The organism is Nostoc sp., assembly GCF_036917935.1.
Classification (GTDB): Bacteria; Cyanobacteriota; Cyanobacteriia; order Cyanobacteriales; family Nostocaceae; genus Nostoc.
Genome location: NZ_JBALEL010000036.1, coordinates 73,487 through 96,676, shown reverse-complemented (window position 1 = coordinate 96,676; position 23,190 = coordinate 73,487). Strand labels below are relative to the sequence as shown.

Here is a 23,190-nt window from a genome sequence, read left to right as displayed (position 1 = left end):
AGTTTAGGGGTAGCCCTACGCAAAAATAGCTCGATGCCAGGTTTTTTTTTACTAACAAAAGCCTCCTCATCAGAATTTGAGGAGGCTTTTGTTATTGCAGCGACTTACCAATAAAACATCGCTTTAAATCTTTCAAAGAAGATTGCAGCCAAATTTTTTAGCCCGACTAACTTTTTGAGTTTAACAGGGTATAAGGGTGTCAAATAATCCACTCAAATCTTATAATATTAAGTTTCTCATTTTTGATTTTTGAATTTCTGAAATGCCACTCGAACTGCAAAACCTCACAGGCGGTTACACCGCAGTACCAATTGTCCAAGACATTAACCTCACTCTGCAAACAGGAGAATGGTTGAGTTTAGTTGGTGCTAATGGCTCAGGTAAATCTACTTTACTCAAATTGCTGAGTCGTATTCTCTCACCACAGCATGGAACAGTGCTACTTGATGGCAAAGCAATTCACTCTCAATCTCCAAATCTAGTTGCACAGAAACTGGCATTACTACCGCAACAACAAACGGTTCCTGTTGGCCTAACAGTGCGACAATTAGTAAGTTTAGGACGCACGCCGCATCAACCTTGGTGGCAATGGGAATTAAATGCTGAAGATTGCCTCAAAGTTGAAGCTGCAATTAAAAAGACGCAATTAGAAAAATTAAGCAATCGCTTAGTCGAACAACTCTCAGGTGGTGAAAGACAACGGGCTTTTTTAGCTCTAGCACTGGCACAAGAACCAAAAGTTTTACTATTAGATGAACCTACAACTTTTTTAGATATCAACTATCAATTGCAACTATTAGAACTACTCAAAGAACTGAATCAGCACCAGGAATTAACTATTGTCACAGTTCTACACGAACTGAATTTAGCAGCCCGATATAGTTCCCGCATTGCATTATTAAAACAGGGTCATATTTGGGAAGTTGGTAGACCTGAAGAAGTTCTGACACCAAATGCGATCGCACAAGTCTTCGGTGTAGAATCAGTGATTATCCACACACCTGTCGGATTACAGGTTTGTGCTATTTCTGCTGTTTAAAATTAGACCTATTGCAAAAGTCCTAACAGTATAGGACAAGTAAGTGAGACAAGGATAACACAGGTGTCATATCTCTGACTCCTTGTTTTTCATGCCAATACAACCAATCCCGGTAATTCCTTGATAGGTTCCCGTTCATAACCAATTTCTAAACCTATCTCTGCTAACCAAACAGGATTTCCTCGCTGCAATAGATATTGCCTATTTACTAAGCGAAAAACTACTAATGGAACGTGGATTAAATAACTTGCAATTCTAAGTGTCGTTGGGGTTGAGCAGTTTAGTTCCACTGTGGCAAAAAATCATCAAAGAGAATCTCTACACTTACCCAGAACAGGTTCACTTTTTTAGCTTGAGGTAACTTTTTTATTTTAACTATTTTACCTGATTTCAACTCCTCTTTATCCCAAGATAACAATAGCTAATTTTCTCATGATTTGATAAATACTTAACACAGCCGATTACTGTTACTAATTTCAGCAATGTCCTCTGAGTATACCACTTCAGTATAGTATTTATGTACTAAAATAATGCGATCGCACTGTGCCAGTTGCGTAAGTCCTAATATTGATGATATTTATCCACCTCTGACTTTTTCTTGCGATAATTCCCAAGGGGGACGCGCTCTCCACTAGTTAGTCAAAGGGGGATAGATGACACTCAAGCGGTTGGTTTTAATTTTTGTGCTGACGCCGATAGCAGTTCTGTTGGCAGTTTCAGCTTTATTCGGTAGTTGGCAAGAACCTCAATTTCAAAGTCGCTTGGAACTATACCAAACAAATATTGCTTTACAAGCCCAAGCTTGGCAATCAGAAGATAGCGGTGATGACAATCTCCAGGCGATTCGGGAAGCAATACTTGGTGAGCAACCCCTAGAAAGCGCCACAAAGCAGTATCAGGAGGCGCGTCAATCAGTTCAAGCTAATTTAAACAAAGTTAACAACAAACTTGCACAATTACGCTCTCAACCTGAAATAACTCTCACACCTCCGAAACCTCTACCGGACGTTCCTCCCACTACTAAAACCTCTAGACAGGGACAGCAACAGTTACAGCAGTCCCTCAAGCAATTACAAAAATTACTGGCTGAATTAGACTTGCGGCTGGGAATTTTACAAGCACAGCAAGGGCAGACGGATACAGCCCTCAAAACTTGGAGCGAATTACAACAACGCTCAGATATTAATCCAGAATTTGGAGAAACTGCTGCTGTCTTGAGTGGACTGTGGAACAATCCTCCCCGTCTTCTCCAAAATGCTCAACAACCAATTCAAAAAAATTTAGAAGGTTGGTTTCGCTCTACTGCTTTGGTTCAGCTATACCAACTCCAGCAACGACAAGACGCGTTATCAGCAGTAAAAGCGGCACAACAAGAATCTTCTGCTCAAGCAGTGTTGAAATTGGCGGTTATTGGCACTATTCCCACCTTGGCAGCTTTAATTGGTCTAATACTGCTGATTTTATTATTTGCTCAACGTTTGTTGAAAGGAAAAGCCTCGTTATTAGCTCAAAATGCTGATATCCCTTGGTCAACGCCTTGGAATGGTGAAACGGTTTTGCAGGTTTTTATCGTAGGCTTTTTCTTTATGGGGCAAATTTTTGTGCCCTTGGTGATATCGCTGCTACCGATTCCGCGTCCCATTGTGGATGTTCGACTTCAGGCGTTTTCTGTCTTGGTTAGTTACCTATTGGTAGCATTAGGTGCGCTGTTAGTGCTGTATTTCTCTCTTAAGCGCTTTTTTCCACTACCAGAATTCTGGTTTCGCTTCCGTTTTCAAGATAACTGGTTTTTGTGGGGACTGGGAGGCTATTGCACGGCTTTACCTATAGTTGTGGTGGTATCTTTGATTAATCAACTGCTATGGCAAGGACAGGGTGGTAGTAATCCTCTGTTGCAACTAGCGCTGGAAAGCCAAGATGGTATAGCACTTGGCATATTTTTCTCCACAGCTGCTATCGCAGCTCCATTTTTTGAGGAAATCCTATTTCGCGGTTTTTTGTTACCCTCTCTAACTCGTTACTTACCTGTGTGGGGATCGATTCTGATAAGTAGTTTGTTGTTTGCGATCGCTCACCTCAGCTTATCGGAAATTCTCCCCCTGACCGCGTTGGGAATTGTGTTGGGAGTCGTTTACACGCGATCGCGCAATCTCCTCGCTCCTATGCTCCTCCACAGCCTCTGGAATAGTGGTACACTATTAAGTTTGTTTGTTTTAGGTAGTAATTAACACGAATACATTACTGTTGCCAAAAAATAAAATATCTGCTTATATCTCGATAAGTAGGAACAATTTACTAGTTATAATTGGTTATAAGCATAAATACTAGCTGAAAATCCAATTAAGATAATGGCAAAAGCAAATCAAAGAATGCTATTAACATAGACAGCAAACTATCTAGTTAAGCATTTATTCTCATTCGGTTGATTTTAGCCATTTTCGAGATGTTAATTGTCTTCTTGAACCATCTTTAGCTGTCATGAATTGGAATACAATTCCGTTTTGCACTCATGGAAGTGGGGATCGGCAATTAAAAAGCGGTTAGAAAGATATGGAAGATGCCTCTTGCACTTCTAGATTCCCACTAGCCACACAGTTGGTCTTGTCATTGGTGCGATGGTGTTTCATGCCCACTGGAAGCGATGTCTACGACGGGCGGGCTACGCCTACGCAAAAGAATCCGGAAATAATACTGATGGACTTGTAAAAAGTGGTGTATGTAGCAGCTTTTGCTGATGATTGAGATTCATTCTTCTCAAGAAAAATGTCTTAGCTAAAAATCTGCAAAACTGCTGCACCAGGGTTTGCGATCATCAAATCCACCAAAAGTCATTAAGGAGCGCCAGATTTTCAGGCTATACCGCAAGACATCTTGGCGTCTCCTCTGGAATAGAAGCACGCTGATTTTAGTTATTCGTCTAGGGACTTATTTATACTGAAAAAATTCAAAATCTATTTATTAAGCAAATACATTTACTTGCTTTCATTACAATAAAGACTTTATTTTTATACTCACTTATCAAGGAGCAGCACTTATATGGCAAATCTCAACCCCAGTCACCCTACCAAACAACTTCTAGCTGGTTACTGTGGCATTATCCTGGGAGCGTTTGGGGTTCATAAGTTTATTTTAGGATACGCTTCGGAAGGCTTTATCATGTTAGTGATTTCTGTAGTTGGGGGTTCTTTCACCTACGGCATTGCCTTGTTAATTATGCAACTTGTAGGTTTAATCGAAGGCATGATCTACTTAAATAAATCCCCTGAAGAATTTGTAAATACCTATTTTATGAATAAGCAGGGCTGGTTCTAGTGCAAGAACTGCCTTCTTGTTGGAAGCAGAGGGTAACAGACGCTGCCAAGCGTAGGATTGATTGTAGCAAGAGCGCGGGGATAAGGGACAGTGACTAAAGAAACGTCCTTTTTCCCTTCCGTTTCACCTAGCCTCAAGGATTCTTCTTTATTTACCTTTAGCAGAAGTTATACAGCACTTCTACCTCTTATATTTATTTCTATTGATATGCTCATTCTCAAATCTAAACAGCTTAACTGGGCAATGTTCTTCTTGTTGGGCTTAGGATATTTCAGTGTTATGTCTCATTTGGAAATCAACTATTTCTTCAAAAGCCTGATTGCGATCGCGCCCATGCAGGTGGTAGCTATTATCTATGTCACTTATCGACGCTGGATCTGTCAACCCCCTGTAGGGGAATTTAAAATTCCAAATTTAAAATTCCAAATTCAAAATCCTACAGATAAATCTGGGAACTTGGAACCTTGAATTAAGTACAGCGATAGTCTCGATGCTCAACGAAGTACAATAAATTAATAATTTTAATATGGTTGACATTGAGTCATAGTTCCATATTTAGCCTACGCTCGAATTAGAGACGCTTTTAGTCAGGCGTTGAATTTCTGTAGCGAATCTAAACACAAGCCATGCAACTTGTCCCGAAAACTAAGCTAGCCCCAGAACTTGACCCAATCCTAGAGAAGATTATTCTAGATGTTGGGGGTATGAAGTGTGCTGGATGTGTGAATGCAGTAGAGCGACAGCTGACCCAACATCCAGGAGTCAAGAGTGCCTGTGTGAACCTGGCCACAGAGGTAGCAGTTGTAGAGTCAGAAGTTGGTGTAATAGATGCAGATGCACTGGCACAGCGATTAACAGCCGTTGGATTCCCGACTCAACAGAGAAAAGCTAGTGGCACAGTAGTAGGCGAAATATCTACCTTACCAGACCCAGCAGAACGACAACGCCGAGAAATGCGTTCTTCTCTATGGCAGTTGGCGATCGCTGCGGTGTTGCTGGTATTGTCGGGAAGTGGACATTTTGGTAATCTTGGTAGCTCAATGCTGCCAGTCCTAAATAACATCTGGTTTCACTGTGGACTAGCGATAGTAGCGCTATTAATTCCCGGTCGGCCGATTTTAGTAGATGGCTGGCTGGGCTGGCGGCGAAATGCGCCTAACATGAATACCCTGGTAGGATTGGGAACGCTGACAGCCTACATTGCTAGTTTAGTAGCACTGCTTTTTCCCCAATTGGGTTGGGAGTGCTTCTTTGACGAACCAGTAATGATGCTGGGGTTTATTCTCTTAGGAAGGACATTAGAGCAACAAGCTAGAGGTCGCGCCGCTGCCGCATTTAGGAAATTGCTAGCACTCCAGCCACTCTTAGCGCGATTGATTGCCAACCCAGAAAAAGCCGGAGTGGGTTCTTCTAGTGTCGAGATTCCCGCTGAACAGGTGCGTGTCGGTGAATGGTTACAAGTGCTGCCAGGTGATAAAATCCCCGTTGATGGTGAAGTGGTGGTTGGTCAAACAACGGTCGATGAGTCAATGCTAACTGGGGAAGCAGTGCCAGTAATCAAGCAACCAGGAGATATGGTGACAGGGGGGACGCTAAACCAGTCAGGAGCGATCGCTATTCAGGCAACTCGTATTGGAAGTGATACAACTCTAGCTCAAATTGTCGCTCTAGTAGAAGCCGCCCAAACTCGGAAAGCCCCAGTACAGAAATTAGCAGATACAGTAGCTGGTTACTTTACCTACGGGGTACTAACAGCATCTGTCTTGACATTTGTCTTTTGGTACTTTTTCGGTACTCACATCTGGACTGATATCACCATGTCTGGTGGCATGGAAATGATCAGCCACGCTACACATGAAGCCCAGCACTCAGCACTCCCGACTCCCCATTCCCCTTTATTAATTAGTTTAAAACTCGCGATCGCAGTTATGGTAGTCGCCTGTCCCTGTGCTTTGGGACTTGCCACACCAACAGCAATTCTGGTTGGGACTGCTATGGGTGCAGAACGAGGTCTGTTAATCAAAGGTGGCGACGTTTTAGAAAGAGTACACCAGTTAGACACCGTAGTATTTGATAAAACTGGCACTCTGACCACAGGTAATGCCATCGTCACAGATTGTCTGTTAATTGAGGGATTAGGGATTAGGGACTGGGGACTGGAGACGGGGGAAGAGGCAGAGGAGCAGGAGAAGAATAACAATGCTCAATCCCTAATCCAACTAGCAGCAGCCGTAGAAAGCGGTACTCACCATCCCCTAGCAAAAGCGATTCAGCAAGAAGCACAACGGCAACAGTTATCTATTCCAAAGGCTGTTGACTTTCACACGGAACCAGGACTAGGGGTATCTGCTGTTGTAGAGGGCACAGTTGTATTGTTGGGTAACTGGGAATGGTTGAGTTGGCACGGCATTGCCATTAATGAAACTGCACAACTGATAGCACAGGATTTGGCAACAGATGGTAAAACAGTCGTTTACGTAGGAATTGGGGGAACTTTAGCCGGACTAATTGGTGTTTCTGATACCCTCAGATCGGATGCTCGATCCACCGTAGACAAGTTGCGTCAGATGGGCTTACGGGTAATGTTGCTCAGTGGCGATCGCCAAGAAGCAGCTAGCGCCATAGCCAAACAACTAGGATTGGACAGCGCTGATGTAATTGCAGGTGTTCCCCCAGCGAAAAAAGCGGCTGCAATCCAGTCTCTCCAGTTAGAAGGGGCAAGGGGACAAGGAGACAAGGGAACAAAGAAAACTCCTCACTCAGTTGTCGCAATGGTAGGAGATGGAATCAACGATGCTCCAGCTTTATCCCAAGCTGATGTAGGAATTGCTTTACACTCCGGGACAGATGTGGCGATGGAAACTGCTGACATTATCCTAATGCGCGATCGCCTAAACGATGTCGTCGAATCTATTCAGCTTAGTCGCGCCACCTTCAACAAAATCCGCCAAAATTTATTCTGGGCTTTTGCATATAATACACTTGGCATTCCTTTAGCAGCAGGTGTTTTATTCCCTAGTCTGGGTTTTGTGCTTAACCCATCTGGTGCTGCTGCATTAATGGCTTTTAGCTCTGTTAGCGTCGTCACCAACTCAATATTATTACGGCGATTAGCTCATCGCCCGTAGAATAATCCTTTACACGTCCAATTTGTCACCACATCTCTTGGTTATCAAAACACAATTCAGGAGTCAGTCGTCAGATTAAGACACTTACCAAAGCTATCATAGCTACTGGAGTAGAACGGCCATGTTCTACTCTTTCAAGGTATTATGCAATTTTAAAGCTTATTTAGATTAGCACCACAGACTTATGGTGCGCGAAAATGGCAAGATACGATACTAAACAAATCTTAATCAATTACAGTTCCACCGATTTGTCAATGGCAGCAGAAACCAATGAAAACCATCTACTGATTATTGAAGACGATCAAGGTCGCAAAGAATTTTCTCTGGAGCACCCCGTCTACTCTATCGGTAGAGACCGCGAATGTAATATCCGTTTAATGTCGCAGTTTGTCTCCCGCCGCCATGCCACATTAGTGAGATTGCCACGAGAGCATAATAGTCATAGCTACTATTACCGGATTGTAGATGGCGATGCCAAAGGTAAGCCTAGTTCCAACGGTTTGATGATTAATGGACGCAAGATACCAGCCCACGATCTCAGAAATGAAGACGAAATCGTTTTTGGGCCTCAAGTACGTGCCATTTATTACCTTTTAAGAAACACTCAGCGTTTGGGACAAACGGATTCGAGTGAGTATGACATTACACTAATAAACCCCGGCATGGCCGAGGATTTAGAGGATGTAGGAGAGTGAATTCTAACTACCAATCACAGTCTGACACTTTCACGGCTTCAAGCCTTGGGAGTGTCAATTCAATCACCAAAGCTATCCTGCAATACTTTCAATCAAATGCCAATGGCGGCTACTTTCAATAGCCTGCTTGATCAACTCAAACATTTGTCGGCAGTAATTATCTAGTTGGAGTGGTAGTTCTTCATTTTTAATCACAATACTCATCCGGGTTTCTGTTTCAGTAGATTTTGATTTATCAATCAGTACTTCTACTGTTGTCAATTTAGGAAAAGGAACATTGCCAGGAACTTCACGACCGATAATATATTCGGCCGTGTGATATTGAATATCCAACTGACAGTCCTGTAGAAGTTCTACAAGTAACGCCAACAGATGCTCACTAGGAACAGAAACAATAAATGAACAGGTATAGCGAGCCATAATAGCCCCACGCCTTGCAACACTCCGTCCATCCTATAATACCGAAGTATCTAAACAGAAAGTCATTAAAAAATCAAAGTTTTTGAGATCAGGTACTACCAGATATACAGTCACACCTCTTCTATCGATAAGGAAAGATGCCGTAAGCTGAAAGTTTGATTAAAAACTTTACAATAAAGGTTTGGCTGAGGTAGAAAATGAAAGTCGCAATTACTGGAGCAACAGGATTTGTCGGTAGTCGTTTGGTACAACGACTCCACGGGGAAGGTCATAAAATAGTAGTATTAACTCGGAACGCCGCCTTTGCTCAAAAGGTTTTTCCATCTGAGGCTTTCGACAATATAGAAATTGTTGCCTATACACCAAATGCATCTGGTTCTTGGCAAAGTGTCATCGCTAGCTGTGATGGCGTAGTTAATTTGGCAGGAGAACCCATTGGTGAAGGACGCTGGACACCAGAACGGAAACAAGAAATCCTCAATAGCCGGAAGTTAGGTACACAAAAAATAGTTGAAGCAATAGCCAACGCTAATCCTAAACCATCTGTGTTAATTAACGCTTCGGCTATTGGCTACTACGGCACCAGTGAAACGGCAACTTTTGATGAGACAAGTCTATCTGGTAACGATTTTCTCGCCCAAGTCTGCCAAGCCTGGGAAGGTGAGGCGAGAAAAGTAAAAGATGCTGGTGTGCGACTGGTAATTCTGCGTTTTGGGATTGTTCTGGGCAATGGTGGTGCTTTAGGTAAAATGATTCCGCCTTTTAAACTCTTCGCTGGTGGGCCTATTGGCAGTGGTCGGCAGTGGTTCTCATGGATTCATGTAGACGATTTAGTTAACCTGATTGTGCAAGCTTTAACTAAACCAGAAATAGAAGGCGTATATAATGCTACTGCCCCTAACCCAGTTCGGATGTCAGATTTAAGCCAAACTTTGGGACAAGTGATGAATCGCCCTTCTTGGTTGCCTGTTCCTGCTTTTGCGATCGAAGCCCTTTTAGGAGACGGGGCTATAGTTGTTTTAGAAGGTCAGCAAGTTATCCCGAAACGCACCGTGCAAACAGGCTTTGAGTACAAATATCCTAATTTGCGATCGGCATTAACACAAATTCTTAATTAAAAGGCAGTGGGGAGTAAGAATTTTAGATTTTGGATTTTAGATTGAAATTTAATCCAAAATCTCAAATCCAAAATCCAAAATTGAATTGCCCCATGCCCCATTTTTTGACTATTGACTAGAAAGAAATTTTCTGGAAACCCAACTGATAATACCGCTGAGAATGGCACCGCCCATGAGAATGCCGATCGCTGGGTTAAAAAGGGGTTGCCACAGTTTATGCCACAAATCCAAACCCAGGTTTACTCCTACAGAATCACCGATCGCGGCGATCGCTAACCAGCCAAAGCCAAACAAAACCAAAAAAACATCTGCGACTAAAACCATATTTAGCCAATTTAACAATTTATCTTTCATGATTGGAATCAGATTGGAGTGGGGATTGGAGTGGGGATTGGGGATTAGGTATTGGGGATTAGGTATTGGGGATTGGGAAGAGACAACTTAGAGACTTACTTTAATAAATTATCCCTAGTCCCCAGTTCCCAGTCCCCATCTTCTACCCTTCAAACAGCCAATTTTTGACTTTTGTTAAACTCTGCCAATCTGGTTTTCTACTTAAACCGTCCTCAATACTAGTTTTTATTTCATCACTCCATTCTTCATTGACAAAAATTAACTGCTGTGCTATGTCAATGTGTTCCCGCAAACCTTTTTGCTTTGTTTCCAGCATTGCTAAGGCGAGATTGATTCTAGCCTGGGGATCTTGTGGGTTTAACTTGACTGCCTTCTGTGCAGCTTTGTAAGCCAAATTGGGTTTGTTATCGAGTAGATACAACCACGCTAAACAAACCCAAGCAGCACTAGTTTTAGGAGCGCGATCGCACACTTCTTTAAACACAGGGATTAAAGATTCTACTGATTCTCCTGCTTTATAGCGTTCTAAACCTGTATCAAACAGGGATTCAACTGTTTGAGTCATAGTAAATTAATCATGAGTCATTAGTCATTGGTCATTTGTCATTTGTCTTTCGTTCAATAACCAGGTACAAATGACAAAGGACTATATTACACCCCAAACGACTTGCCGCAACCGCAAGTTTGGTTAGCATTGGGGTTAGTAAATTGGAAGCCACCGCCAATCATGGCATCGCTGTAATCGAGCATTAATCCGTAGAGATATAACAGACTTTTGCGATCGCTGACAATTTTGAAGCCATCATAGTCAAAAACTTCATCATCAGGGGCGATCTTGCTAGTGTCTTCAAAGTCCATCATGTAAGACATCCCAGAACAGCCACCCTGACGCACTCCTACCCGTAAGCAGAAGTCTGTGCCTTGCTTGTCCCGGAGGGATTTTACCTGGTGCAATGCGGCTTCGCTCAACAGAATTCCGCGTTGTTGAGCCTGAATTGCTTGTGTCATCTGCTTTTCAACTCCTTAATTAGTATAAGCGTTACCCTATATCAGCTTGTTAATGCTTCTGGGTTGCTCGTTGAGTGTTTTTGTATTCATTCTAGCGGCTTAGATGTTGCTAGATGCCAAATTGTAAACACTCCGTCAAAAGTAGCCAAAGATTTTTATTCTAGAATTGAGAGACTCAATGTGTTTAGACATTCGGTATTCTTAAAATTCAAGCCTTGCGGCAGCAACAGAAGCAACCACCCTTCAGGTGCAGCCATAAAAATTTAATCCGAGGCTAGCTAGCCCCCAAAGTTTACTTCCAAATTGCTTCTTTTGATCTCTATGACAAGTTTTAATCGCTCTACCAGTCGTCGGTTGAAGAAATTAACTCAAATTCCTTCTGTATGGGAGGGCGATCGCCGTCCGTTGTCATCACCAAACCAGTACTCAGACTCAGAGGCAAAGGGAGAATGCATTCTTTGGGTAGATTACTCCCAAGGTGTTGTTCGAGGAATGGACGTGGTAGCTTCAGATATCGGGCCAGAAGCAATAGTTCGCACCTTAATGCAAGCAATGGAGCATCCCCAGAGTCCGGCAAGACCTGCTAGACCCCAAAGAATTGTAGTCAAAGACCGCGAGATCCAATTTTATTTGCGGGGAGTGCTACAAGATTTGGATATCGCCATTGACTACGCACCAGAACTGCCTTTAATTGACGAACTATTTCGTGGATTCGCCGACATCCTCGATAGTCAAACCCCCGACTTACCCCCGCAGTATGCACAAATTTTGCGAGAGAAAGCATTTGCAATTTGGCAAGCAGCACCTTGGGAATTTTTGGAAGAACAGCAAATTTTGTCAATCGAGATTAATAAGTGGGATGTTGGCACACTCTACGCCTCAGTTATGGGAATGCTGGGAATGGAGTATGGGATTTTGTTTTATCGCTCAGAAGAGTCTTTAAAACAGTTTCGCGCCGCAGTTCTAACAGATGAAGAATCAACAGAGCATCTAGAAGAAGCGTTCCTCAAGCAAGATTGCTTGTTTCTCACTTTTGAGAGTGTTGACGAAACCGATGAAGATGAGGATGAAGAAGATGATTTGGCGGATCTGCCATTATCAGAAATTGACCCCACTTTCGGTAATATCCACCCCTTAGAAGGACTCAGGTCTGTTTTGTATGACGAAGAAGCATTGGTAATCTTGGTTGCTATAGAAAGCCTGAGCCGTTTTATTCGCGATCACCGTCGCCAACTTCATGAGAACATCTTCCCTAGCCTCAGCCGTCGTTATCGGATTTCTCTGCCGCAGTCGGAAGAATCAACTAAATCTCTGCCTGTGACAGTCTCTACCATGCCGCAGTTAGCAGCAGAATTAGAGGAAATGGCAGGCTTTGGTATTGACGATCGGGAGATTGACAACCTTGATTTCCAATCATTGCGAGATGACTTGATACCAGAAGATTCCTTCCTCAGCTTAGGTGTAGTGTCCTGGGAAATGTTGGATTCCCTACGAAAGGGGGTCAGCTATCACCAGGCTAGTGAAATCAAACAAGTGGGTGACGGTTTGCCGGTGATTTTAATTCAAACCTCCCGGCCCAAGGCGAAGACTGTAATTGAAAGAATTGAAGCAGCAGGCGGACTGAGAGGAATTTGCTTTAATTCAGGTGCCGATCCCTTTGATGGCGATCGCTACGACCTAGGTTTATTGCAAACTCAAAATGGCGAATTGTTCCTATTCGGTGAATTTTTAGATGAAGATCCTATTCATGTCGAAGCCCGAAAAAAATGGAATCAGCGGTGTAAAAATACTAAAGGTTACTGTGGCTTAATTATTGCTAAAGGACTAACAGGAGCCTCCCGTGGCAATCCTCAGTTACGAGATATGATGGCTTTGTTTGAAGGGCGTAGGCAAAGCCCGCCGTAGGCATCGCTTTCACCTAAAAATTTAGGTATTGGCACTCTCCAACTTATACCCCAACTTAAATTTGAGTAATTGGATGAATTGCCGCAATCCTGAATCTCAAATTATCGGGATGAAAAATTAAGTTGATGTGTATTTTATTGGCATATAGCGTTTCCTAATCATATTAGGTACACCTTAGCCCCTTCTCTCGAAGAGCGGGGAGGGGGTTGGGGGTCGGGTTCTTGTATCTCACAAGGGCCGAGAACGGCTATATTGACTGAAACTGCATTTGAGAGGGGAAAAGGGGATTTTAACGTTTACCTCTCTTCTCTTTACCAACGGAGTATTGATTCAGGAGTGCTGAGTACTGTGTTACCCCATAGCGAAACCTACGGTGTACACACAAGTCCTAAAAACCTAGCTTGATAAGGCTTGACTTGTTCCTGGGCTGCCTGGCGTTGAGACCTTTTCAGCAACCCCTAGTTAATTTTACTTTTTACTCAGCACTAGCTCAACCCTAGCTATCCGCTAACAGCACTGTTTCAGTAAAGTAAAAAGTACTCAGGATTTTCGCTTTTGTATATACCCCATCCCTTGTAGGCAGTCTTTTAACCAAAGGCAGAGCGTTTCCGGTTCCACTCAGCCTTCTTCATCCGCGTACCTATCAGGGCGCAGCACTTTGCAAGAAATCTTCATGTATATGTCAAGACTAATAGGCGACCAATCATCAGAAGTTAACTTTACCTAAATTTCATGAAGTACCTGTATTTTCATAGTTTTCCAGTCATTTTATGGGAATACCTATCAGTATAAATAACTACAAAGGGCTGAAAAATTATCTACAAAGCTTGCTTTAATCAAACCCAACTGATGCACTTAGATATTGGAATCTTTTTTTTGAGAAGTTTTTGACTTTAGCATCTTGTTATATATCAATATCATTAAGCAAAAGTTCAGATGCATATCTTTTTCTTTGTAATTTTTTTATAAAGGATAAAAAATAGCTTATTTAGTATCTAAATGAAGATTATTTAAAGCGCGTAAATAATAGCTATAATGAACACATCGCCGAGAAATTAAAATATACGATTATTTTTCTAGGTATACTTACTAAACAAAAAATAGTAGTAAATCAAAATTTTATTGGCAGTAATTTATATCTTGGCTTAGATATAAGTGAAATGTTTTATGTCCAACTTATAGCGCAATACTGGGCTGAAAATGTTTATATAACCTCCAGATAGATGAATACAAATAATCGCAAAAACTCGCTGAATTTAAAGCAAATTATATCGCTAGGGTGAGGATAAAAAATATGCAAAATTTTATCGCATCCTTACGGGAAGTTAGTGTAAAAGCATGAAACAAAACTAAAATATTATTCTCGGCAACAGTCAAGTAACATCACATCTATTCGGGATTAATTCATCTGTGTGTAATTACAGATATTTCTGTCAAAATTCACCAAGTAACTTGGCTATTTACACTCAGTAGACTGAGTTTTGTCCCCTTTTTTATGACTACTATATTGGCACGGAAAAGCAATCAGCTTGATCAAGTTAAGCCAAAATTTATAACCCTTTAAGTAGCTCTTAACTTCTTGGTTACAGTATGGTTACAGATGGGTGTTTGTTTCAAAGCGATCGCCTATTTATCTACTAATAAGAGTGACTATTCGCGCTCTATACATACCACTGCAACCCGCGTTTAAGCCAGCATTTCAGCATGTTCATGATTCTGAAGCTTTATTTTCTGGTCTTCTAGCGGATGTTCTCTCTAAGCGGGTTTGGCTAACTTAGTTAAGAGAGAAGGTCAAATGATTTCAATGGAGAATAACTTTGGAAATCTTCATTTAGTCAACAGTAGGTGTCTCAAATTCATTTATAAAACTTCATTCTCAGGCTTTACTCATGCTGTTAGTAGCCTTATTATCTTCAAAAGCAACTATGTGCTCTTTATGCTGTCACAATAGTAACAAATAAAGTGTAGTCTTTTGATTTTTTTATGAAATAATGAATCCTTTGACAAAACAAATATTTTTAATATTAATGGTATTACTTGTTTCCTGAGACAAACTCTGATAACCTTATCGGTTCCCTCTTTAATTTAGACTCTTTCGACCATCTAAATATACAGCAGATAGCATGATAATGACAAATAAAAAATGGGCCGTTAAACGCATAACAGTCAATCTCGCAACACAGGAAGCGGAAAAACTAGAAAAATATTGTCAACAAACAGGTAGACCCGCAACTGATGTGATTCGTGAACTGATTAGAAGTTTGCCTGTCTCCGACGACAGCAAAGATGCAAACAAGTAAGAAGTTACTTTCACGACTTATCCAGAAAACTGCTTTGCCATCAAAAAAATATCTATGATACTTTTGAGAGTCCGCCGCTATGGACAAGAGTTTGTCTAGATGATACAGACGCGTTTTTCTCGCGTCTGGTCATTTGCAGTGACTAAAAGAAGTAATCAAAGAGATTTTAGTATCGACATTGGCAAGCCTTAATATGCTGCTGGAGTTGATATTAAGTAGCAAATTCCGACACCAACCCAGTTACAATCTGTAAAGAAACTGGAAAAGGAACGACGGAATGCGTGTTGCAATCGTAGGTGCGGGACTGGCTGGGCTAGCAACCGCAGTAGATCTAGCTGATGCTGGTTGTGAAATAGAGATTTTTGAGTCTCGTCCGTTTGTCGGTGGTAAAGTTGGCAGTTGGGTTGATGGAGATGGCAACCATCTAGAAATGGGGTTGCATGTATTTTTCGGGTGCTACTACCAATTATTTGACTTAATGAAGAAAGTGGGGGTGTTAGAAAACTTACGCCTCAAGGAACATACCCACACTTTTATTAATAAAGGGGGGCGCACTGGTGCTTTAGATTTTCGCTTTCTTACAGGTGCGCCTTTCAATGGGTTAAAGGCATTTTTCACTACTTCCCAACTATCGTTGCAGGATAAATTGCAAAATGCGATCGCTTTGGGTACTAGTCCGATAGTTCGCGGATTGGTAGACTTTAATGGGGCGATGAAAACTATCCGCAATTTAGATAAAGTTAGCTTTGCCGATTGGTTCCGCAGTCATGGTGGGAGTAATGGCAGCATTAAGCGCTTATGGAATCCCATCGCCTACGCATTGGGATTTATTGATTGCGAAAATATGTCTGCCCGTTGTATGTTAACCATATTCCAGCTATTTGCAGTTAGAACTGAAGCTTCAGTTTTGCGAATGCTGGAGGGTTCTCCATCTGAATATTTACACAAGCCCATTCTGGAATATCTGGAAGCTAGAGGCACCAAAGTTTACACGCGCCGACAAGTTCGGGAAATTCAGTTTACAGAGTCAGCTGAACAAACCCGTGTCACTGGTATAGTAGTTGCCCAAGGTGATACAGTAGAAACTATCATCGCTGATGCTTACGTTTTTGCCTGTGATGTTCCAGGAATTCAACGCATTCTACCCCACGAGTGGCGTAAGTGGTCAGAATTTGACAATATTTACAAACTGGATGCAGTGCCTGTGGCTACAGTGCAGTTACGCTTCGATGGTTGGGTAACAGAACTGAACGATGCAGAGCAACGTAAACAGCTAAATCATGCGGCTGGAATCGATAATTTACTTTACACAGCCGATGCTGACTTTTCTTGTTTTGCTGATTTAGCGTTGACTAGCCCTGCTGATTATTATCGCCCAGGACAGGGGTCGTTATTACAGTTAGTGCTGACACCAGGAGATCCGTTTATTGCACAAAGTAATGAAGCGATCGCGCAGCATGTCCTCAAGCAAGTCCATGAATTGTTTCCCTCGTCGCGGGAGTTAAATATGACTTGGTACAGTGTGGTAAAACTTGCTCAGTCTCTCTATCGAGAAGCGCCAGGGATGGATGCGTACCGTCCCAACCAAAAAACACCAGTAGATAATTTCTTCCTTGCAGGGAGCTATACTCAGCAAGACTACATCGACAGCATGGAAGGTGCTACTATTTCTGGACGACGTGCGGCAAAAGTGATTTTGGAGAGTTTGAAGAAATAACGAACTCCAAAGGGTGCAAAGAACGCGATCGCAAAGCGTCTCGTAGAGAAGGAAGAAGAGAAATGTCAGACTGGTTAGAGCATACTGTGCAGGTAGAAGTAGAGGCTCCCATAGATTTAGTATGGAGCCTTTGGTCTGATTTAGAGCAAATGCCCCGGTGGATGAAGTGGATTGATTCGGTGAAAATTCCGCCAGATAATCCAGATATATCTCTTTGGAAATTAAAAACTGGCAGTTTAGAATTTAATTGGCAATCCCGAATTCTCAAAGTTATTCCTAACCAAATTATCCAATGGGAATCGGTTGATGGTTTGCCGAATCAGGGAGCGATTCGGTTTTACGATCGCCACAATAGTAGCATTGTTAAAATGACAATTTCCTACGCTATCCCCGGCATTTTTGGCAAAATTATGGATAACTTATTTTTGGGGCGGATAGTTGAATCAACAATTCAAGCTGATTTGGAAAGGTTTAAAGAATACGCGCTGAATGTTAAAGCTAATTAATATAGATAAGTAGGTAGGCACAAATAAACCTAACTATGTAACGAAAAGTAAAAGCGGTGAAAACCTTGCGATTGCTTGTCTACGACACGCTACGCGAACACTCCACTTCGTTACGTACCCTGCGGGAACGCCAAGGGCGAACGCAATGACATAGTTATAAATTTTCTCACCTACCTACTTAGCAAAAACAGGCAGTAAAAAAACAATGTGTAAAAGTTTCTTACTGTCTGATGAAAGAATATGAGTTTTTTAAGGGTTGGAGGAGGTGTGATCGCGTAGAATTATAGCTTGGTTCTACGTTTGCTCAGTAAATGTAAGCTTTCATTCTGAATATTTTTAATCGTTAACACTACACTAGAAAACAGTATTTACACTTCTTAAGTGTATAATTTCCAATCAACTTACGAGTATCATACCAGTAAAGCGAGATTTCTGTACCGTCGGGAAAAAGGTGAATCGGGGTATCATCGTCTAAATTATAAATACCCAAAAACTCTTCTCAATTTGCCGATGCAAGCCCGTGAGAACCAAGGAAATTACTTAGACCAACAAGATGTAATTCCTCGCTTACTGGATTGAGGATGTAGTTGTAGCCATCATTTACAAAGTCTTGGTACTGCTGTATGTTTCTTGATAATCTAGTTCTTGCAATTCTACGTCTTATAATATTTGCAACTCTTGGATTTGACATATTAACTATTGTCTGTTGCAACTACAAAATTTCTAGTCCTTAACTATAAAAATTCTCTAAATTTAAAAAATCAGTAATAACACGTAAAAATCCTATTGAAATCAAAATAAACTCCCAGTGTGCAAATTGTACAGCATTAGTCACTAGCTACTAAGTGTGTTAGAAGCAGCATTAGTTACCACCTAGTAAAGTGCGTTAACACACCTTACTTACTGTTTGGTTCTGGAAGTGAATCACCCGTAGCTTCGTAAGCAATAATTAGAGACTCTAAAGCCTCAATTCCATTTGCCACAGCTAACTCGTAAGTATCCCCATGAGTCCGCCAGCGTTGTCCTGTAAAATCAGGGAATCCTACCAAGAAACAATTATCTTCTTCAGACCACTGAATAAGCATTTGGTATTTAAGCTTACTCATCTTGTCTTCTCTCCTCTATTTCTTCATCTAACCTTCTGAACTTAGAGGGTTAAACAATTACCAAGTAGGGTCGCTAAACAAATTAATCGTCAATTCCTCGCGTGGCGGTACTGCGGTGATGCAAGCGCGGATGATTTCTCCATCCTCTAATTCGACGGTGCAAGCGTGACAAGACCCCATTAGACAACCGGTGGGAATAAATACCCCAGCCCGGTCTGCTACATCTAAAAGGGCTTCTCCCACCTCGGCATCTACTGTGACATCATCTGGTAAAAAGCGGACACGAACAATCATCAGATAATAATTCGTAATTCGTAATTCGTAATTAAGACAGACTCAAAGTGAGATCAGAGCCTAGCTTAAGACAAAAACAGACTTAAGTCTAAATGGCTTTCAACTTCAGTAGCTAGAGAGTCCAAAATCTGCTCTCTCTGTTCCCGATAATTAGCAACACCTGTGGGCAAAGATTTTAAACCCCGCTGTTGACGGAGGCGATTTAACCAAGCCCGTCGCCAAGGCCCATTGTCAAAAAGCCCGTGCAGGTAACTTCCCCACACCGATTGACAACTATCCACTAACCCTAAATTAATATCGTCAAATAGGGCATGGTAGGATTGAGGATCTATGCCTTGCTGTTCAATACGCGATCGCCCTTGGTGGATTTCAAAGCCATTTACTGGTAAGCCCTGTTGGGGATAATTTGAGCTAACTTGGCGCTGGCGGGCGATTTTTTGTCCTGTAATTACAGTTCGGATTGGTAAAAGATTTAACCCCTGAAATCTGCCAGCTTGCCCTTCTATCCCTTCTGGATCGGCGATGATTTGACCAAGCATTTGATAGCCACCGCAGATACCTAAAACCGTTCCCCCAGAAGCAGCGTAGTTTTGGATAGCTTCTGCCATACCGCTTTTTTGCAGCAGTAGCAAGTCAGCAATTGTGGTCTTTGTACCTGGGATAATCACGGCATCAGGATGTCCCAAATCTTGCTTAGGACTTAAGTATTTCACGGAAACTGTACTTTCTGATTCCAGTGGGTCAAAGTCGGTGAAGTTGGCAATTCTTGGTAAGCGGATGACGGCAATGTTGAGGTCAGTTTGGGCTTTATTTGACGATGATTGACGTTCTAGCAGGTCAAGGGAGTCTTCTGCTGGAAACATTTCTTGTAAGTAGGGTATAACACCGATAACGGGGATACCTGTGCGTTCTTCTAACCATTTTATCCCCGGATCTAAGAGCGATCGCTGCCCTCGAAACTTATTAATTACTATACCCTTAATTAAGGCGCGTTCATCTGGTTCCAATAACTCTAGGGTGCCTACCACATGGGCAAAAGCACCACCCCGGTCAATGTCAACTACTAACATGGTTGGCGCATTCAAATATTTTGCCACGCGCATATTAGTTAAGTCGCGGTGCTTGAGGTTAATTTCTGCTGGACTACCGGCACCTTCACAAACCACCAAGTCAAATTCTGTTCCTAAATGCTGTAGCGATTCTTCAATTGTCCGCCACCCCAGTTCAAAATATTGCTCGTAGTAATCTGAGGCACTCACTTTGCCTACAGACCTACCTTTGATAATTACTTGAGAAGTCATATCCCCTTGGGGTTTGAGTAAAATTGGGTTCATTTCTACCCAAGGCACGACTCCGGCCGCCCAAGCTTGCACTGCTTGGGCATAGCCAATTTCTCCACCACTGGCAGTGACATAAGCATTTAAAGCCATATTTTGACCTTTAAAGGGAGCCACTCGCCAACCACGCCGCGACAGAATGCGACAAATAGCTGTAGTTAAAAGTGATTTCCCTGCATGGGATGTTGTCCCCACTACCATAATTGATTTCATAGTTGCTATCACTTAGTTTTTCAAGAGACAGGGTGAACTTTTAGGAGCAAACAACAGCAGAGCAGGGGGAGAAGAATTAATACATCATGCCCAATGCCCAATGCCCAAGATTACATCACAAATTTCAATGAGATGGTTATGGTAAAGACTTCATGAATAGATGTGATGTTTCCGTATATATTGTTCCCTTTGATTCCCTAATCCTAACTCTTGCGTTTTGATTCTAAAAAGGTATCCGCAACCAACGAATCACAGCATCGGATAAATGATCGCGCCATGAAGGAGTACGCCAATTTTTTCCCTGATATTGTTCCACCAACTGGCGTCCCAAGGGAGTGAGGCGAAAACTATCTGTAATCCCCTGACCATCGACTTCTCGCCGTAATACACCTACTTGAATCAGCCAACCCAAGGCGTTATCACAGGCTAATTCTGATAAAGGGCGTTTAGTATAGCCCTGCTTGAGTCCATTTTCCAGAGCGATCGCAGTTAATGACACACTCTGGTGTCCCATCACTTCAAATAAAGATACATTAAAGGGTGAACACACTAGCGATCGCTCGGCTCTTTCTACTGTGCTTTGAGGATAGACAAAAATATTTGGGTTTTGGGAGTCAACAGCAGCCATTGTGTATGGGTAGAAATTTTTCTTCTAAAAAAGATTAATTTAAGAATATATTTTCTTTTGTACCAGCTACCTCATTTAACCAAAATTAGTTACCCGAAGTATAATTATGCTATTTTTTAGTAATTATATTTAATCATTATAAATTAATGTAAAATTTCAAGTGCATCAACAATCTGAAACAGGAAAGGTTAATTATGCCTCTAGCAGTTGGTACGGATGCACCTGCATTTACCGCCAAAGATACAAACGGCAACACAGTCTCGTTATCTGATTTTGCCGGCAAGACGGTTGTTTTGTATTTTTACCCCAAAGATGACACGCCAGGCTGCACCAAACAAGCCTGTAGTTTTCGGGATGCTCAATCTCAATATCAAGGTAAAGATATTGTCATCTTGGGAGTCAGTGCAGATGATGAAGTCTCCCATCAAGCATTCACCCAAAAATATAACTTGAATTTTCCCCTACTGGCTGACAGCGACAAATCCCTAATCAAAGCTTTCGATGTGGATGGCGGCGGTTATGCCAAGCGCGTCACCTACGTAATTGACCCCAGCGGCAAAATTACCCATGTTGACGCTAATGTAAATACCACTAACCATGCTAGCGATATTTTAGCTACACTTGGGCTGTAGTTTTTTACCTGATAATTCAGGATTTTTTAAATAGTCTTAGCCCCAAGCCTCTAGAGGCTTGGGGTTCTTTGTTTGATTCAGTTACCTGATGGTGGTGTCACCAATGGCGGCGTAACTGATGGTTGTGTAACCGTTGGCAAACTAAGGGTTGGTTGCTGTTGTTGACCTCGAATTAGTTTTTGTTGTCTTGCTTTAAAGGCTGCTGCTGCTGAGTTTAGTTCTTCGTTCTGTTGGTTAGAATCCCAGTTGAGAGTCCCGAAATTTGCCCGATGAATCAGATCAAACATATTGAAATTGTCTGAGTTGGAACGGGCGAAAGGATCGGTATTTTGGTCTGTTGTACTATTGCTGGGAAAAGCATCCGTTGGACTGCTGATTTGAGCGGAACTTGGTTGAGCCATGAGCAAGGAAGCAAAGCTAATTGCCGCTGCCGTAGCCACAAAGAGTCTAGTAATTTGTAAAAATGGTTTTTTCATGGGATTTTGACCCTACCTAAAATTTATCTATTTTATCTTTTTAAGCAAGAGTCCGCCGCAGTTGGGGTTGAATACTCAGCAAGGCGACTAGGGCAAAGCCAAACAACACCAGCAACGCTCCCCCAAAGGTAACATCGCCCCAAGGAGCCTGCATCACTACACTACCTAGTCCCCAACTACTGTGGAAATAGAGATAGCGAATTGGTTCGATCGCATAGCTGAGAGGATTCAGAGTAGCGATAACCTGTAACCACTGAGGCATGAAGGATAAAGGTGCCAAAGCAGTACTCGCAAACAATAATGGTAGGTTAGTGACGAAAATCACTGCAATCAATTCAATGTGTCCGGGTAGAGCAAAAGCTAAACCGAGAGAGATGGCTGTTACACCCAAAGCTAAGAGCAAGACAATGAGAGCGATCGCACTTAAACCTGCGACATCGGGTAGTCCAGCCCCCAATAATGCTGCTGCTGCCACAATTACGGCTGCTTGCAACAAACTTTGGCTGATGATGAAGATTGCCGAAGCAAAGACAATGGAAAACCGTGATGCTAATGGTGCCACCAGCAAACGGTTCAAAAAGCCGAACTCGCGGTCAAACATTACTGGTAAACCAGCATTCAGCGCTCCAGCAAAGGCTGTAAACACAATGATGCCAGCAGCCAAAAATTGACCGTAATTCGTTGTATTGCCAAATATACCCTTGGGAGCATTTTGGAACAAAGCACCAAATAGCACTAACCACATTACTGGCTGAATAATTCCAGCAACTAAAGATGAGGGACGGCGTTGCAACTGAATAAACAAGCGACGAGTTAAAGCCAACGTCTCTTGTACCAATTCACCGAAAAAGTTAGGTGCAGTATTAGTATCTGCTTGTGGCGATGCTAATGGCTGCCAATTGATATCAGATTTAGGAGTAACACTCATAAGAATTTTGGATTTTGGATTTTGGATTTTGGATTTTATATTGGGCATTGCTTATTTCTTCCCCATGCCCCATG

22 protein-coding genes and 1 pseudogene are annotated in these 23,190 nt (G+C 42.1%); 12 read left to right on the top strand and 11 right to left on the bottom strand.

Annotated features, from left to right (window positions below; genetic code table 11):
- Positions 1-262 precede the first annotated feature (262 nt).
- Positions 263-1,039 (top strand): ABC transporter ATP-binding protein, encoded by a 777-nt coding sequence (locus V7K62_RS15145; protein ID WP_334865256.1) that lies wholly within the window; start codon positions 263-265, stop codon positions 1,037-1,039.
- Positions 1,040-1,128: 89 nt separating this feature from the next.
- On the opposite strand, the gene V7K62_RS15140 is transcribed toward V7K62_RS15145, so the two are convergent.
- Positions 1,129-1,329, bottom strand: coding sequence for a hypothetical protein (locus V7K62_RS15140; protein ID WP_334865254.1), 201 nt, complete (start codon positions 1,327-1,329; stop codon positions 1,129-1,131).
- 363 nt (positions 1,330-1,692) lie between these two features.
- Between V7K62_RS15140 and V7K62_RS15135 the strand changes: the two genes are divergently transcribed.
- From V7K62_RS15135 to V7K62_RS15115, 5 genes are all read left to right on the top strand, one after another.
- The gene (locus V7K62_RS15135) at positions 1,693-3,267 is read left to right on the top strand and encodes a CPBP family intramembrane glutamic endopeptidase (RefSeq protein WP_334865252.1); all 1,575 of its coding nucleotides are present in this window, start codon (positions 1,693-1,695) and stop codon (positions 3,265-3,267) included.
- A gap of 808 nt (positions 3,268-4,075) precedes the next feature.
- Positions 4,076-4,351, top strand: coding sequence for a TM2 domain-containing protein (locus V7K62_RS15130; protein ID WP_334865250.1), 276 nt, complete (start codon positions 4,076-4,078; stop codon positions 4,349-4,351).
- Between the two features lie 90 nt (positions 4,352-4,441).
- Positions 4,442-4,819 (top strand): hypothetical protein, encoded by a 378-nt coding sequence (locus V7K62_RS15125; RefSeq protein ID WP_334865248.1) that lies wholly within the window; start codon positions 4,442-4,444, stop codon positions 4,817-4,819.
- Positions 4,820-4,977: 158 nt separating this feature from the next.
- Entirely contained in the window at positions 4,978-7,479 is a 2,502-nt protein-coding gene (locus V7K62_RS15120; RefSeq protein ID WP_334865246.1) for a heavy metal translocating P-type ATPase, read from the top strand.
- A gap of 197 nt (positions 7,480-7,676) precedes the next feature.
- Complete coding sequence (locus V7K62_RS15115) at positions 7,677-8,174, top strand: FHA domain-containing protein (RefSeq protein WP_334865244.1); 498 nt, start codon at positions 7,677-7,679, stop codon at positions 8,172-8,174.
- Positions 8,175-8,246: 72 nt separating this feature from the next.
- On the opposite strand, the gene V7K62_RS15110 is transcribed toward V7K62_RS15115, so the two are convergent.
- Positions 8,247-8,594: a hypothetical protein gene (locus tag V7K62_RS15110; protein WP_334865242.1), complete on the bottom strand. Its 348-nt coding sequence runs from the start codon at positions 8,592-8,594 to the stop codon at positions 8,247-8,249.
- A 197-nt stretch (positions 8,595-8,791) separates the two neighbouring features.
- Here V7K62_RS15110 and thyD point away from each other — a divergent pair, with 197 nt between their 5' ends.
- Positions 8,792-9,712 (top strand): thylakoid membrane protein ThyD, encoded by a 921-nt coding sequence (gene thyD / locus V7K62_RS15105; protein WP_334865240.1) that lies wholly within the window; start codon positions 8,792-8,794, stop codon positions 9,710-9,712.
- Positions 9,713-9,820: 108 nt separating this feature from the next.
- Here thyD and V7K62_RS15100 read toward each other — a convergent pair whose 3' ends face one another.
- From V7K62_RS15100 to V7K62_RS15090, 3 genes are all read right to left on the bottom strand, one after another.
- A complete protein-coding gene (locus V7K62_RS15100; RefSeq protein WP_334865238.1) occupies positions 9,821-10,066 on the bottom strand; it encodes a hypothetical protein in 246 nt (81 codons plus the stop codon).
- A gap of 142 nt (positions 10,067-10,208) precedes the next feature.
- A complete protein-coding gene (locus tag V7K62_RS15095) occupies positions 10,209-10,631 on the bottom strand; it encodes a tetratricopeptide repeat protein (RefSeq protein ID WP_334865236.1) in 423 nt (140 codons plus the stop codon).
- 86 nt (positions 10,632-10,717) lie between these two features.
- A complete protein-coding gene (locus V7K62_RS15090) occupies positions 10,718-11,074 on the bottom strand; it encodes an iron-sulfur cluster assembly accessory protein (RefSeq protein ID WP_104908912.1) in 357 nt (118 codons plus the stop codon).
- A 321-nt stretch (positions 11,075-11,395) separates the two neighbouring features.
- On the opposite strand from V7K62_RS15090, the pseudogene V7K62_RS15085 reads away from it, so the two are divergent.
- The 4 genes and pseudogenes from V7K62_RS15085 to V7K62_RS15070 all read left to right on the top strand — a co-directional run bounded on the left by V7K62_RS15085 (position 11,396) and on the right by V7K62_RS15070 (position 17,502).
- Positions 11,396-13,048, top strand: a pseudogene (locus tag V7K62_RS15085) (DUF6930 domain-containing protein).
- A 2,054-nt stretch (positions 13,049-15,102) separates the two neighbouring features.
- Complete coding sequence (locus V7K62_RS15080) at positions 15,103-15,279, top strand: CopG family transcriptional regulator (RefSeq protein WP_179067046.1); 177 nt, start codon at positions 15,103-15,105, stop codon at positions 15,277-15,279.
- Positions 15,280-15,556: 277 nt separating this feature from the next.
- On the top strand, positions 15,557-16,996 hold the full coding sequence (gene zds, locus V7K62_RS15075; RefSeq protein WP_334865234.1) for a 9,9'-di-cis-zeta-carotene desaturase: 1,440 nt from the start codon (positions 15,557-15,559) through the stop codon (positions 16,994-16,996).
- 62 nt (positions 16,997-17,058) lie between these two features.
- Entirely contained in the window at positions 17,059-17,502 is a 444-nt protein-coding gene (locus V7K62_RS15070; RefSeq protein WP_334865232.1) for an SRPBCC family protein, read from the top strand.
- Between the two features lie 896 nt (positions 17,503-18,398).
- Here V7K62_RS15070 and V7K62_RS15065 read toward each other — a convergent pair.
- The 4 genes from V7K62_RS15065 to V7K62_RS15050 form a co-directional block, all read right to left on the bottom strand.
- A complete protein-coding gene (locus V7K62_RS15065; protein ID WP_334865231.1) occupies positions 18,399-18,608 on the bottom strand; it encodes a type II toxin-antitoxin system HicB family antitoxin in 210 nt (69 codons plus the stop codon).
- 57 nt (positions 18,609-18,665) lie between these two features.
- Positions 18,666-18,902: a 2Fe-2S iron-sulfur cluster-binding protein gene (locus tag V7K62_RS15060; RefSeq protein WP_069073076.1), complete on the bottom strand. Its 237-nt coding sequence runs from the start codon at positions 18,900-18,902 to the stop codon at positions 18,666-18,668.
- A 65-nt stretch (positions 18,903-18,967) separates the two neighbouring features.
- A complete protein-coding gene (cobQ, locus tag V7K62_RS15055; protein ID WP_094352460.1) occupies positions 18,968-20,452 on the bottom strand; it encodes a cobyric acid synthase CobQ in 1,485 nt (494 codons plus the stop codon).
- Positions 20,453-20,675: 223 nt separating this feature from the next.
- Positions 20,676-21,080 carry an Npun_F0494 family protein gene (locus V7K62_RS15050; protein ID WP_334865228.1) on the bottom strand — a complete coding sequence of 135 codons (405 nt, stop codon included), beginning with the start codon at positions 21,078-21,080 and terminating at the stop codon, positions 20,676-20,678.
- A 194-nt stretch (positions 21,081-21,274) separates the two neighbouring features.
- On the opposite strand from V7K62_RS15050, the gene V7K62_RS15045 reads away from it, so the two are divergent.
- Positions 21,275-21,712 carry a peroxiredoxin gene (locus V7K62_RS15045; protein ID WP_334865226.1) on the top strand — a complete coding sequence of 146 codons (438 nt, stop codon included), beginning with the start codon at positions 21,275-21,277 and terminating at the stop codon, positions 21,710-21,712.
- A 77-nt stretch (positions 21,713-21,789) separates the two neighbouring features.
- Here the strand turns inward: V7K62_RS15045 and V7K62_RS15040 are convergent, their stop codons facing one another.
- Both V7K62_RS15040 and V7K62_RS15035 read right to left on the bottom strand, forming a co-directional pair.
- Positions 21,790-22,188: a hypothetical protein gene (locus tag V7K62_RS15040; RefSeq protein WP_334865224.1), complete on the bottom strand. Its 399-nt coding sequence runs from the start codon at positions 22,186-22,188 to the stop codon at positions 21,790-21,792.
- Positions 22,189-22,228: 40 nt separating this feature from the next.
- Positions 22,229-23,116 (bottom strand): ABC transporter permease, encoded by an 888-nt coding sequence (locus V7K62_RS15035; protein ID WP_334865222.1) that lies wholly within the window; start codon positions 23,114-23,116, stop codon positions 22,229-22,231.
- Positions 23,117-23,190 lie beyond the last annotated feature (74 nt).